At 71.8% G+C, this 13,161-nt stretch carries 8 protein-coding genes; all 8 read right to left on the reverse strand.

The genetic code is table 11. The annotated features are described in order from the left end of the window. Window positions 1-33: 33 nt before the first annotated feature. The 8 genes from EDD54_RS04600 to EDD54_RS04635 all read right to left on the reverse strand — a co-directional run bounded on the left by EDD54_RS04600 (window position 34) and on the right by EDD54_RS04635 (window position 13,160). Window positions 34-2,718 (reverse strand): DUF2339 domain-containing protein, encoded by a 2,685-nt coding sequence (locus EDD54_RS04600; protein ID WP_126536152.1) that lies wholly within the window; start codon window positions 2,716-2,718, stop codon window positions 34-36. 105 nt (window positions 2,719-2,823) lie between these two features. Continuing rightward, window positions 2,824-4,188, reverse strand: a complete 1,365-nt coding sequence (locus EDD54_RS04605) for a cation-efflux pump (RefSeq protein WP_126536150.1) — start codon at window positions 4,186-4,188, stop codon at window positions 2,824-2,826. A 92-nt stretch (window positions 4,189-4,280) separates the two neighbouring features. Continuing rightward, the gene (gene pbpC, locus EDD54_RS04610) at window positions 4,281-6,347 is read right to left on the reverse strand and encodes a penicillin-binding protein 1C (protein ID WP_245515634.1); all 2,067 of its coding nucleotides are present in this window, start codon (window positions 6,345-6,347) and stop codon (window positions 4,281-4,283) included. Window positions 6,348-6,698: 351 nt separating this feature from the next. Then, on the reverse strand, window positions 6,699-7,880 hold the full coding sequence (locus EDD54_RS04615; RefSeq protein WP_126536146.1) for a urate hydroxylase PuuD: 1,182 nt from the start codon (window positions 7,878-7,880) through the stop codon (window positions 6,699-6,701). A gap of 278 nt (window positions 7,881-8,158) precedes the next feature. Then, on the reverse strand, window positions 8,159-9,229 hold the full coding sequence (locus EDD54_RS04620) for a BMP family ABC transporter substrate-binding protein (protein WP_126536144.1): 1,071 nt from the start codon (window positions 9,227-9,229) through the stop codon (window positions 8,159-8,161). Window positions 9,230-9,336: 107 nt separating this feature from the next. Continuing rightward, window positions 9,337-10,251 carry an ABC transporter permease gene (locus tag EDD54_RS04625; RefSeq protein WP_126536142.1) on the reverse strand — a complete coding sequence of 305 codons (915 nt, stop codon included), beginning with the start codon at window positions 10,249-10,251 and terminating at the stop codon, window positions 9,337-9,339. Continuing rightward, on the reverse strand, window positions 10,244-11,332 hold the full coding sequence (locus EDD54_RS04630) for an ABC transporter permease (protein ID WP_126536140.1): 1,089 nt from the start codon (window positions 11,330-11,332) through the stop codon (window positions 10,244-10,246). The genes EDD54_RS04625 and EDD54_RS04630 overlap by 8 nt, the downstream gene beginning before the upstream one ends. A 253-nt stretch (window positions 11,333-11,585) precedes the next feature. Continuing rightward, window positions 11,586-13,160, reverse strand: coding sequence for an ABC transporter ATP-binding protein (locus EDD54_RS04635; RefSeq protein ID WP_126536138.1), 1,575 nt, complete (start codon window positions 13,158-13,160; stop codon window positions 11,586-11,588). Window position 13,161 lies beyond the last annotated feature (1 nt).

Raw genomic sequence — 13,161 nt, forward strand, 5'->3', positions numbered from 1 at the left:
CCTTGTAGAGCGACAGAAACGCGCCGGCGCGGCTCAGGCCCGCCGGCGCAGCAGTTTCTGGTAGGCGAGGCCGACCACGACCAGCACGGCGCCGAGCCCGATGAAGGACAGCGCCCGAAGCCCGCCGGTCAGCCCGGCGGTGTCGATCAGGAACACCTTGGCGACCACGACCGTCACGATCGCCGCGGCGACCATGCGCACGGCCCGCGCCCGCGCCACGACGCCGAGGCCGAGCACGACGAGGCCGGCCACGAGCCAGACTGCCGAATAGGCGTAGAGTTCGCCCTCCTCGATCGGATCGAGCCGGAGGTCGCCGGCGTGCCAGGCGGCGCGCACGGCGATCGTCACCCACAGTGCCGCGCAGAGGCCGCCGAGCCAGGCGGCGAGGCGGACGAACCAGACCGGCCGGTCCGGCCTGAGGTTGGCGAGGGCGGCGACCGCGAAGGCGAGCGTGGCCGGCAGCAGGTAGCCGAGGAAGAGGTCGGCGTCGGTCGCGCCGCCGTCGATCGGCTCACCGGTGACGAGCGGGTCGTGCAGCACGCCGAGCCCGATCGCGGCCGCCGCGAGGCCGACGGTGCCGACCAGCAGCGTTCCGGTCGAGAACACCGGGCCGGGCCGGCGCACGCCGATCCACTGCATGCCGAGCGAGACCGCCAGCATGGTCGCGACCATCAGGCCGGCCTCGGCGACGCCCGAGACCGCGGCGCCGAGCCGGCCGCCGTTCATGGCGTGGTGGATGACCATGACCGCGGTCAGCGCCGTGAAGATCACGGCCAGTGCCTCGAACAGCGGCACCAGCCGGTCCATCCGGTTGCGGCCGAAGCGCCACGCGGCGAAGCCGAAGGCGAGCGCCGGCACCCCGTAGCCGTATAGCAGCCAGTTGAACACCGGCGTCGTGCCGAGGTCGGTGCCGACCACGGCGGGGTCCCAGACAAAGCGCCCGGCGACCACCGCCGCCGCGCCCGCAGCGGCGATGCGGAGCCCGCGCACGGGCCGCGCCGTCTCGACCCAGGCGATCGCCGGCACCAGCAGCGCCAGCGCGATCGTCAGGAAGCCCCGCTCCAGCACCAGCGCCGCCGTCGTGCCGAGGGCGGCGACGGTGGCGACGGCGTAGACCGCGATCGCGCCGTCGACGCCGTGTTCGCGCGGGTCGAGCCGGCGCACCAGCGCCTCGGTGACGATCGCGAGCCAGCCGGCGACGACGAGGGCGACCGCACCGACCGCGTAGCTGACCGCGAAGTCGGCGGTGCGCAGGTAGAACACCACCACGAGCCCGAGCGGGATCGCGGCACCGGCGACCGCGAGCGCCGTGCGCGCCGCCGATCCGAGCACGCCGAACAGGCCGAGGCCGGCGAACAGCAGCCCCGACGTCACGCCCGCGACGACCATGCGGCGGTTGTTGTCCGCCGAGAGGAGGTCGGCGGCGGTGAAGAGCGCGGTGCCGTCGTCCGCGCCGGTCGCCATCGGCACGAGATAGGCGATGCCGAAGGAGAAATAGCCCGCGAGCACGATCGCCACCGCGGCGCCGGCGAGGCCGCGCACCGCCGGCCAAGAGTACGCGGCGACCACGAAGGCGGCGGCGGCGGCGGTCATCAGCGCGAAGGAGACGTCGTCGCCGTCGTGCTGGGCGACCTGCAGCACCACCGGCAGCACGAAGGCCGACAGCACCGCCACCGCGACCCGGTCGATGGGATCGACCCGGCCGGGATCGCGCGGATGGATCGAGACCACGAACACGTAGAGCGTCATCGCCAGCGACGCCGCGACGTGCAGCGCCGTGATCGCCCCGTCGGTGCCGACCGGCGAGGACGAGCCGATCATCAGGACCGACCAGGGTACCGTGCCGAGCGCGGCGGCGACGGCGAGGCCGCGCCAGCGCCGCACCCGCGCGACGGCGAAGGTCGCGGCCGTCACCGCCAGCAGATAGACCGTCAGCGCGCCGAACTGCGGCTGCGACGAGGACACCAAGAGCGGCGTCGCGTAAGAGGCGACGAGGCCGAGGCCGGCGATCGCCGGGCCGTGCAGCAGAGCGAGCGCCAAAGCGCCGAAGCCGACCGCCGCGAGCGCCACGAAGGCGGCGCCGGTGCCGATCAGGCCGTAGAGCGCATGGGCGGCGTAGACGGCGGCGAAGGCCGCGACGACGCCGGCGGCGGTGAGCACGCCCGGCACGTAGGCGCTGGCCGGCGCCGTCGTCGACGGCTCGGCGAGCGCCGTCCGGCGCAGCCATTCGCCGGCGCCGAGCAGCAGGGCGGCGAAGACGAGGCCGAGACCGATCCGCGCGGCCGGGCCGATCAGGCCGGCCTCGATCGAGTAGCGCACCAGGAAGACGCCACCGAGGGCGAGCGCGAGGCCGCCGACCCAGACCGCCCAGCGGGTGCCGATCGCCTCCTCGAGATCGCGCCGGCCGGCGGGCGCGGCCGGTTCGGGCACTGCGGCGGGCTGCGGTTCGGGCGGCTCGGCCGCGACGGGCTCGGCTTCCTCCGGCACGGAAGCGAGCGGCGTCGCGACCGCCCGCGGTTCCTCGGCGATGCCCTCCTCCGCCGCGTCGGTTCCCGGTGCGGCGAGCGGCGCCCCGGCCTCGACGGCGGCGAGGCGGTCGCGCAGCAGCGCGAGCTCGCGGCGCAGCTCATTGGTGCGGCCGAAAGAGACGAAGCCCAGGATCGACCCGATCAGGATCGCCAGGAGGGCCAGCACGACGAGGACGACGAGGGAATCCATGGAGGGTCCGTGACGGGCGGGGACGCGGCGCGAGCTGCGGCTCGACCACGCATAGCATCGCCGCCGCCGTTACGGGACGGCGTCGTCACGGAAATCCGCGTCGGATCAGACCCGGATGGGCTCGGGATGGCTGACGATGCGGCGGATCGTCGGGAAGCGCTCGCGCACGGCCCGCTCCAGGGCGTCGGCGCGGGCGTGGACCTCGCGCGCCGGCAGGGCACGGTCGAAGCGGCAGTGGAAGGCGACGAACAGGCCGTCGCCGAGCACGCGGACCCGGAGATTGTGCACGTCGGTGACGCCACAGTCCGGCGCCGCCTCGACCAGCGCGGCCCGGATGGCGGCGACCATGCCGTCGGCGATGTCCTCGCCGGGCAGGAGGTCGGGGATCAGCGGCTCGAGATGGCTCTCGACCTCGACCTCGGTGCCGAGTTCGGCGCGGATCGCCTCCTCGAGCGCCGAGGCGACGTCGTGGGCGCGTCCGAGCGGCATCTCGGCGTCGACCTCGAGGTCGAGCGACACCGACAGCCGATCGCCGAGGTGCTGGATGGTGACGTGGTGCACCGGCAGCCCCTCGCGCAGCGCCGCGAGCTGGACGCGCTCGCGCACGGTCTCGTCGTCGACGGCGACGGGGTTGCAGCTCGCGGTCGTCTCGGCGCCGGGCACGTCACGGGCGATGGCGTCGTAGATCTGCGTCTTCACCGCCATGATCTGCTGGAACGCCAGGGTCCGCGGCACCTCGGCGGCGACGTCGACGAAGGCGACGTGGCCGACGTGGCGGACGCGGACGTGGTTGACGCGCACGATGCCGGGGATGTCGTCGACGGCGCGCTCGAGGCCGCGGACGAGACCCGGCGACACCCGGTCGGTCAGGTCGTCGAAGGTGCTCTTCATCATCTTGAGCGCGAGGCCGGCGATCAGGATGGCGACCGCGATGGCCGCGATCGGGTCGGCGTAGCGGTAGCCGTAGACGGTGGCGATCAGGCCGGCGACGACCGCGATCGACGAGCCGACGTCGGAAAGGAAGTGCAGCGCGTCGGCGGCGAGGGCGCGCGAGCCGGTCTCGCGCGCGGTCTTCGCCAGCACGTGGGCGCGCCACGCGTTGATCACGATCTCGACGCCCATCACCGCGAAGGCGATCCAGCCGACCGTCGGCGCGGGATCGTCCGCCGCCATCTTGTTCCAGGCCTCGGCGGTGACGCCGCCGGCGAGCAGCAGCAGCAGCGTCGCCTCGCCGAGGGCGGCGACGCTCTCGAACTTGCCGTGACCGTAGGGGTGGTCCTCGTCGGCCGGGCGGTCGGCGTAGCGCACGGCCAGGAAGGTGACGGCGGTCGCGAGGAAGTCGGTGCCGCTGTGCAGCGCGTCGGTGACGAGGGCGAGCGATCCGATCCACAGGCCGACGGAGAGCTTGGCGCCGGCGAGCAGCAGGCTCGCCACCAGCGACACCAGGGCCACGCGTTCCTTCCTCGTCATCGCCCGCGGCCCTCCGTTGCTGCGCGGCCGTGATGCGACAAATCCGGCGGGGTCGCAAGGCGGTCCGGCGCATGACGGATGCGCCCTCTCCGTTACTCCACAAAGACGGTGACGCGGTCCGCCCTGCCCTCGGCGTCGATCACGCTCAACGTCACGAAGCCGCTGCCGGCGGGCACGTAGCGGAACTCGCGGGCGAAAGGCTCACGGCCGATCGGCGCGCCGTCGGCGAACCAAGTGTAGGGGCCGCGGCCGTTGCGCAGCTTCAGCGCCAGCGGCATCCGCCCGCCGCCGCCGGCGGCGAGGTCGACCCGCGCGCCGTTGGGCGGATAGGCGATCGCCGGCCCGGTGTCGCGCTCCACCACCGCGGGCCGCGAGCCGCGCAGGCGGCGGAGCGGCGGCGGCAGATCGGCCGACGAGGCGACCAGCAGACCGTCCGGCGCCGGCGGCAGCGGGCCGACGCCGCCGGCGCGCACGAAGGCGTCGCCGAGGATCGGCACCGCGACGTCGACGCCCATCAGCCCCGGCATCGGCGCGCCGTCCGGCCGGCCGACCCAGACGCCGATGACGCGGCGGCCGTCGTAACCGACCGCCCAGGCGTCGCGATAGCCGTAGGAGGTGCCGGTCTTCAGCGCCAGCCGGCGGTCGCCGCGGGCGGCGCCCGGCGTGCCGGCGAGGATGTCGGTGACGTAGGCGGCCGCGCGCTCGTCCATCAGCGGCTTGGCGGGCTTGGCCGGCCGGATCGCGCCGTGGCGCTCGGCGAGCGGCAGCGGATGGCCGCCACGGGCGAGCGCGGTATAGAGCGTCACGAGGTCGTGCAGCGTCAGCCCGACGCCGCCGAGGCCGACGGCGAGGCCGGCTGGGGCGAGGTCCGGCAGCTTCGGCACCACCCCGGCGCGACGGAAGCGCGACACCAGCCGCGCCGGCCCGACCGCCTCCAGCACCTGCACCGCCGGCACGTTCAGGGACATCTCCAGCGCCGTGCGGATCGTCACCGTGCCCTGGAAGGTCTTGTCGAAGTTCCTGGGCGTGTACCCGGCGAAGGCGGTGGGCCGATCCTCGACCAGCGTCTGCGGATGGGCTAGGCCGGCCTCGAAGGCGAGCCCGTAGATGAAGGGCTTCAGCGTCGATCCCGGCGAGCGCACCGCGCGGGTCATGTCGACGAAGCCGTCGCGCCGTTCCTCGAACAGCCCCGCCGAGCCGACCGAGGCCAGCACCTCGCCGCTCGCGACGTCGGCGACCAGGATCGCCACCGAGACGTCCGGGCCGATCGCCTTGGCGCGCTCGGAGGCGAGATGCTCGAGCGCGCCCTGGAGGCCGGCCTCCAGGGTGAGGCGGATCGTGCCGACGGCAGGCGTCTCGCGCACGACCCGGTCGGCGGTCTGCGGCGCCAGCATCGGGAAGGCGCGGCGGATCTTCGGCACCGGCTCGCGCTTGGCGGCCTCGGCGTCCGCCACCGAGATCACGCCGGCGGCCGCGGCGCGGTCGAGCACGCGGTCGCGGGCGATACGGGCGCGCTCGGGATGGCGGTCGGGCCGGCGCGCCTCGGGCGCCTGCGGCAGCGCCACCAGCAGCGCGGCCTCCGCCGGGGTCAGCCGGCGCGGCTCCTTGCCGAGATAGGCGAGCGCGGCGGAGCGCACGCCCTCGACGTTGCCGCCGAAGGGAGCGAGGCGGAGATAGGCGTCGAGGATGTCGTCCTTGCCGGCATAACGCTCCAGCGCCAGCGCCCCGACGATCTGCCCGAACTTGCCGCCGACCGTCCGGGTGTGGCGGCGTTCGGCAAGGCGGACCACCTGCATCGTCAGGGTCGAGCCCCCGGAGACGATCCGCCCCGACGTCGCCAACTGGAACGCTGCCCGCACCAGCGCGGTCGCGTCGACGCCGCGGTGCTCGGCAAAGCGGCGGTCCTCGGAGGCCTGGAGCATCGCGACGTAGAGCGGATCGACGTCCGCCCGCGTCACCGGCAGCCGCCACAGCCCGTCCTCGACCTGGAAGGCGCGCAGCAGCCGCTCGTCGCGGTCCACCACCAGCCGCGACGTCGCAACCCGGAGATCGGCGGGCACCGCCGCGTCGACGGCGTTTCGCAGCAACAGCGGGGCCGCGGTCGCGGCGAGGCCGACGGCGACGATCAGGGCGGGAAGGAGGGCGGCGCGGCGGGACAAGGGACGAGAGCCGGAGCGATGGGACCGGCCACGAGCATAGCGGCGCCCGGCGATGACGGCGAGGGGGCGGGTGGCGGCGGAGCCGAGTTCGGGGGTGTCCGCACGTCCACGCCACCCTGGCCAAACGCGCCAAGCGCCGATCATCCTTCCCCTCCAGGGGAAGGTGCCGAGCGGAGCGAGGCGGAAGGGGTCGCTACGGGCGACGGAGGAGCCCGTTACGCCCGCGACGTCGGCTATTGGAACCCACGGAACCCCGACCCCTTCCGGCCCTGCGGGCCACCTTCCCCTGAGGAGAAGGATGAATGCGACCAAAGACTTCGCCGTAGCGTCGGTCCGCGTTCCTCCCCGCCCCTACTGCGAGGCGATCCAGTCCCCGAGCTGCCGGCGTTCGTCGTCGGTCATGCCGGTTTCGTTCCCGAGCGGCATTGCGGTGGACTTGACCGCCTGTAGCTCGATCAGCGGGGCATACCGGCGAATGTGGTCGATGTCGGTCAGGACGACGCCCTTGGGCGGCTCGGGGAAGCCGTCGTGGGTGGGCTTGGCGGCGTGGCACATGACGCAATGGGTGGCGGTGATGCGCAGCACGTCGGCGTCGGCGACACCGCCGGCGACGGCCTCGCGCTTCTCCGGTGCCGTCATCACCAGCGCGACCACGAGGGCGATCGCCGCGATCGGCAGCGTCCACCAGATCTCCTTCAAGGGATCGCCGGCCTCGTGGCGGTTGAGGAAGTGGCGGGCCATGGCGCCGATCACCAGGATCAGCGCCACCAGGAGCCAACTCTTCGGATGCCCGGTCAGGATCGGGTAGTGGTTGCTGACCATCATCAGGAGGACGGGCAGCGTCAGGTAGTTGTTGTGCACCGAGCGCTGCTTGCCCATGGCGCCGAGCCGCGGATCGGGCGCCTCGCCGCGCAGCAACGCTTCGGTGATCTTCTTCTGGTTCGGCACGATCACCATGAAGACGTTGGCCGCCATGATCGTGCCGACCAGCGCGCCGACGTGGATGAACGCGCCGCGCCCGGAATAGACATGCGTGAACATGTAGGAGAAGGTCATGATCAGCAGGAAAACGGCGAGCGCCAGCAGCGGCGTGTTGCGCCCGAGCGGCGAGCGGCACAGCACGCGGTCGTAGATCAGCCATCCCGCCAGCAGCGACACGATCGACAGGATGATCGAATCCGCCGGCCGCATCGGCAGGATCGACGGGTCGATCAGGTAGGCCGACGGGTTCAGATAGTATTGCACCGTCAGGAGCGCGAAGCCGGTGAGAAAGGTGAGATAGGCCTCCCACTTGTACCAGATCAGATCCTCCGGCAGCTGATCCGGCGCCACCATGTACTTCTCGACATGGTAGAAGCCGCCGCCGTGAACTTCCCACGCCGTACCGTAGACGCCGGGATTCATCACCGCGCGCTTCTTCAGCGAGAGGTCGAGGGCGATGAAGTAGAACGACGTCCCGATCCAGCCGATGCCCGCGACGAGATGGCCCCAGCGGATCAGGATGTTCAACCATTCGGCGGCGAAAGCGAGCATGGAGGCCCCGGGCGGGAGGATGGTGTCGGTTCGGAACGAGAAGCAATCGGCATGCCGCGTCCATTCCTTCTCCCCTTGCGGGAGAAGATGCCGCGGCGGCGGACGAGGGGGATCCGCCGTCGTCGGACGAGAGGCGCAGCCCAACGGTGAGCGCCGGGCTGCGCCTCTCGTCCGGCCCTGACGGGCCACCTCCTCCCACGAGGGGAGAAGGGGCGCGGCGGATGGGACTGCGGGCCATCACCGACCCTGAACGAGCCGGAGATCCCCCGCCGTCGGGATCACTGCGGCAGCTTGTCGTCGATGCCCTTGACGTACCAGTTCATGCCGAGCAGGTCGCCGTCCGGGGCGACGACGCCGGCGGCGTAGCGCTCCTTGCCGTCCTGGTCCGAGATCGGGCCGGTGAACGGATTGAAGGCGCCGGACGCGATCTTGGCCTGGGTGGCCTCGGCGAGCGCCTTGGTGTCGTCGGCCATGTTGGCGTAGGGCGCCATCACGACCTCGCCGTCCTTGATGCCGCCCCAGGTGTCGGTCGAGGTCCAGGTGCCGTCGAGCACCGCCTTGACGCGGGCGACGTAGTACGGGCCCCAGTCGTCGACGATGGCGGTCATCTGGGCCTTCGGCGCGAACTTGGCCATGTCGGACGACTGGCCGAAGCCCTTCAGGCCGCGCTCCTCGGCCACCTGCAGGGCGGCGGTGGAATCGGTGTGCTGGACGACGATGTCGGCGCCCTGGTCGAACAGCGCCTTGGCGGCGTCGGCCTCCTTGCCGGGGTCGAACCAGGAGTTGACCCAGACGATCTTGACCTTGAAGTCCGGGTTGATCGACTGGGCGCCGAGCATGAACGAGTTGATGCCCATCACCACTTCCGGGATCGGGAAGGAGACGATGTAGCCGGCGAGGCCCTTCTTCGATTCCTTCGCGGCGATCTGGCCGAGGATGTAGCGGCCCTCGTAGAAGCGGGCGTTGTAGATCGCGACGTTGTCGGCCTTCTTGTAGCCGGTGGCATGCTCGAACTTCACGTCCGGGAACTTCTTGGCGACTTTGATGGTCGGGTCCATGAAGCCGAACGAGGTCGTGAAGATGATCTTGCAGCCTTCGCGGGCGAAGCGTTCGATGGCGCGCTCGGCGTCCGGGCCCTCGGCGACGTTCTCGAGATAGGCGGTCTCGACCTTGTCGCCGAGTTCCTTCTCGACCTGCAGGCGGCCCTGGTCGTGCTGGTAGGAATAGCCGAAGTCGCCGATCGGGCCGACGTAGACCCAGCAGGCCTTGAGCTTGTCGGCGGCCGACGCGCCGGCGGCCGAAACGGCCAGCGCCAGCGCGGTGCCGGCGAGCAGCATGAGCTTCTTCATCGTTGGTCTCTCCCTCCGGGATGCTCGAAACGGACTGTCGCGGCCGGACTTGGCGTGGACGGGACCGGACCGCGGCGGCCCCGCCGATCGATGCGCGCGGCCGCGGTTCAGCGGTCGGGCACGAAGGACTTGCCGAGGCAGGCCGGCGTGTTGAACGCCGTCGCCCGCCGGTTGCCGGAGATCGCCACCAGCACGACGATCGTGGCGAGATACGGCAGCATGGTGAGGAATTGCGAAGGGATGCCGATGCCGAGCGCCTGAGCGTGCAGGTTCAGGATCGACACCGCGCCGAAGAGATAGGCGCCGATCACCAGCCGCCCGGGCAGCCAGGACGAGAACACGACCAGCGCCAGCGCGATCCAGCCGCGGCCGGCGCTCATGTTCTCCACCCACTGCGGGGTGTAGGCGACCGAGAGATAGGCCCCGCCGAGCCCGGCGCAGGCGCCGCCGAACATCACCGCGAGATAACGCACGCCCACCACCGAATAGCCGAGCGCGTGGGCCGAGCCGTGGTTGTCGCCGATCGCCCTGAGCACGAGGCCGGCGCGGGTGCGGAACAGGAACCACGACACCGCCGCCACCAGCGCGAAGGACACGTAGACCAGCACGTCCTGGCCGAACAGGATCCGGCCGACAACGGGAAGGTCGGTGAGGCCGGGCAGGTCGAGCGCGGGGAGGCGCAGGCCGGGCGTGCCGACGTAGGCCTCGCCGATCAGGCCGGAGAGGCCGAGACCGAACAGCGTCAGCGCGAGGCCCGAGGCGACCTGGTTGGCGACCAGCGTCAGCGTCACGAAGCCGAACAACAGGCTGACCGCCGCCCCGGCGACGAGGCCGCCGAGGATGCCGAGCAGCGGGCTGCCGGTCACGTTGGTGACGGCGAAGCCGGCGACGGCGCCCATCACCATCATGCCCTCGACGCCGAGGTTGAGGACGCCGGAGCGCTCGACCACCAGCTCGCCGATCGCGGCGAGCAGCAGCGGCGTCGAGGCGGTGATCACCGTGAGGATGAAGGCCTCAAGCACGGGCGGTCTCCCGGGACGGTCCGCCGACGAGGCGGACGCGGTAGAGGATCAGCGTGTCGCAGGCGAGCACGAAGAACAGCAGCACGCCCTGGATCAGCGTCGCCACCTTGGACGACATCTGCAGCGAGGTCTGGATCGCCTCGCCGCCGAGATAGGACGAGGCGATCACGAGGCCGGCGACCAGGATGCCCACGGGGTTCAGTCGGCCGAGGAAGGCGACGATGATCGCGGTGAAGCCGTAGCCCGGCGAAATCACCGGCTGCAGCTTCTGGATCTCGGCCATCACCACCATCATGCCGGCGAGCCCGGCGAAGGCGCCGGACAGCGCGAAGGCGAACAGCGTCATCCGCCGGTGCGAGAAGCCGGCGAAGGCGCCGGCGCGCGGCGACTGGCCGAGCACGCGGATTTCGAAGCCCTTCAGCGTCGAGCGCATCACCACGGCGAGGATCGCCACCAGCGCCAGCGCCACGAAGGCCGACAGGTTGACGTAGACGCCGCCGATCGACCACGGGTTCAGGATCGCGCTCTCGTTGAAGTCGATCGTGATCGGGAAGTTGTAGCCCTGCGGGCTGCGCCAGGGTCCGCGCACCAGCCAGTCGAGGAACAGCGTCGAGCAGTAGACCAGCATCAGGCTGGTCAGGATCTCGTTGGTGCCGAAACGGGTCTTGAGCAGCGCCGGCACCGAAGCGTAGGCCGCACCGCCGGCCGCTGCCAGGATCAGCATCAACGGCAGCACCAGTGGGCTCACGAAGTGCGGGAACAGCACCGGCGGGATCGAGCCGACGATCGCACCGATGGTGAGCTGGCCCTCGGCGCCGATGTTCCAGTTGTTGGAGAGGTAGCAGACCGACAGGCCGAGCGCGACGATCACCAGCGGCGTCGCCTTGGTGATCAGTTGCTCGAGGCCCCACAGCGAGGTCAGCGGTTCGAGGAAGAACAGCCAGAGCCCCTGGAGCGGGTCGAAGCCCTGCACGGCGAACACCGCCGCGGCCACCACCACCGTCAGCCCGACCGCGATCAGCGGCGAGACGAGCATCATCGTCCGGCTCATCTCCGGACGCTTGACGAGTTCTACGCGCATCGGGCGGGCTCCGGGGTGGAGGGGGAGAAATTCCCCGCGCGCCGTCCTTCTCCCCTTGCGGGAGAAGGTGCCGCGGCAGCGGCGGATGAGGGGGATGCGACGGTCCGGACGGAAGGACGCACCTCGTCGCCTACGCAGGATCGGCCGATCGGGCGAGACCCGGCGTCGCAGAGCCTCCCCCTCATCCGGCCCTCCGGGCCACCTTCTCCCGCAAGGGGAGAAGGAAGCGCGCGATCCATCGGCACGCCGGCCATCACGCCCCTCCCCCGGTCTTCTCGGCGCCGCCCGCCATCAGGAGGCCGATGGTCTCGCGGGTCATGGCGGCAGCGTCGGTGGCGGGCGAGAGGTGGCCGCGCGAGATCACGGCGATGCGGTCGGCGACCTCGAAGATCTCGTCGAGGTCCTGCGAGATCACCAGCACCGCCGCGCCGCCGCGGGCGAGGTCGATCATCGCCTGCCGGATCACCGCGGCGGCGCCGGCGTCGACGCCCCAGGTCGGCTGCGCCACCACCAGGATGCCCGGCGAGCGGTGCACCTCGCGGCCGACGACGAATTTCTGCAGGTTGCCGCCCGACAGCGAGCGCGCCTCCGGATCCGGCACGCCCTTGCGGACGTCGAACATGCCTGTGACGTCCTCGACCACCTTGCCGGCGGCGCGCACCCGGGTGAAGCCGCGGCTAGCGATGCCCTCGCCGGTGCCGTGGCGGGTCAGCACCACGTTCTCGGACAGCCGCAGGCCCGGCACGGCGCCGTGGCCGAGGCGCTCTTCCGGCACGAAGGCCGCGCCGGCGCGGCGGCGGGCGTTGACGCCGTGGTGCCCGACCGCGGCGCCGTCGAGGCGGATCATGTCGTCGCGCGGGGCGGATGTCTCGCCGGAGAGCACGTCGAACAGCTCGCTCTGGCCGTTGCCGGCGACCCCGGCGATCGCGACGATCTCGCCGGCGCGGACGGCCAGCGAGACGTCTTTCAGCGAGACGCCGAAGGCCTCCCGGCTCGGCACCGACAGCCGGTCGAGCACGAGGCGGTCACGGCCGGGCAGGCCCTTGTCGCGCCGGACCTCGGCGACCTCCGCGCCCACCATCAGACGGGCGAGCGTGCCGACGGTCTCGCGGCCGGGGTCGGTCTCGGCGACGACCCGGGCGCGGCGCATCACCGTGGCGTGGTCGCAGATCGCGCGGACCTCCTCGAGCCGGTGCGAGATGTAGAGGATGGCGCAGCCTTCCGACGCCAGCCGCTTCAGCGTCACGAACAACTGGTCGGCCTCCTGCGGCGTCAGCACCGAGGTCGGCTCGTCCATGATGATCAGTTCGGGGTCCTGCAACAGGCAGCGCACGATCTCGACGCGCTGACGCTCGCCGACCGAGAGGTCGGCGACGTAGGCGCCGGGGTCGAGCGGCAGGCCGTAGTCCCGCGACACCGTCTCGATCGTGTGCGCGAGGTCCTTGAGCCTGGTGCCCTTCGGCATCGCCAGCGCGATGTTCTCGGCCACCGTCAGCGCCTCGAACAGCGAGAAGTGCTGGAACACCATGCCGATGCCGAGCGCCCGCGCCTCCGCCGGCGAGGCGATCGAGACCGGGCGGCCCTTCCACAGGATCTCGCCGGCGTTCGGCTGCAGCGCGCCGTAGAGGATCTTCACCAGCGTCGACTTGCCGGCGCCGTTCTCGCCGAGCAGCGCGTGGATCTCGCCCGGCATCACCTTCAGCGAGACGTCGTCGTTGGCGGTGTTGGACCCGAAGCGCTTGACGACGTGCCGGGCCTCGAGCAGCGGCGTGCCGCCGGAGGCGCGCGGACGGGCGCCGGCCCCATTCGTGCTCGTGGTCGCGTCCATG

Origin of the sequence: Oharaeibacter diazotrophicus, from assembly GCF_004362745.1 — a bacterium.
GTDB lineage: Bacteria > Pseudomonadota > Alphaproteobacteria > Rhizobiales > Pleomorphomonadaceae > Oharaeibacter > Oharaeibacter diazotrophicus.

Excerpts from the sequence above, each read along its gene's own strand:
- EDD54_RS04605 (WP_126536150.1), bottom strand. The coding sequence starts at position 4,188 with ATGACGAGGAAGGAACGCGTGGCCCTGGTGTCGCTGGTGGCGAGCCTG.
- EDD54_RS04600 (WP_126536152.1), bottom strand. The coding sequence starts at position 2,718 with ATGGATTCCCTCGTCGTCCTCGTCGTGCTGGCCCTCCTGGCGATCCTG.
- EDD54_RS04635 (WP_126536138.1), bottom strand. The coding sequence starts at position 13,160 with ATGGACGCGACCACGAGCACGAATGGGGCCGGCGCCCGTCCGCGCGCC.
- EDD54_RS04620 (WP_126536144.1), bottom strand. The coding sequence starts at position 9,229 with ATGAAGAAGCTCATGCTGCTCGCCGGCACCGCGCTGGCGCTGGCCGTT.
- EDD54_RS04615 (WP_126536146.1), bottom strand. The coding sequence starts at position 7,880 with ATGCTCGCTTTCGCCGCCGAATGGTTGAACATCCTGATCCGCTGGGGC.
- EDD54_RS04630 (WP_126536140.1), bottom strand. The coding sequence starts at position 11,332 with ATGCGCGTAGAACTCGTCAAGCGTCCGGAGATGAGCCGGACGATGATG.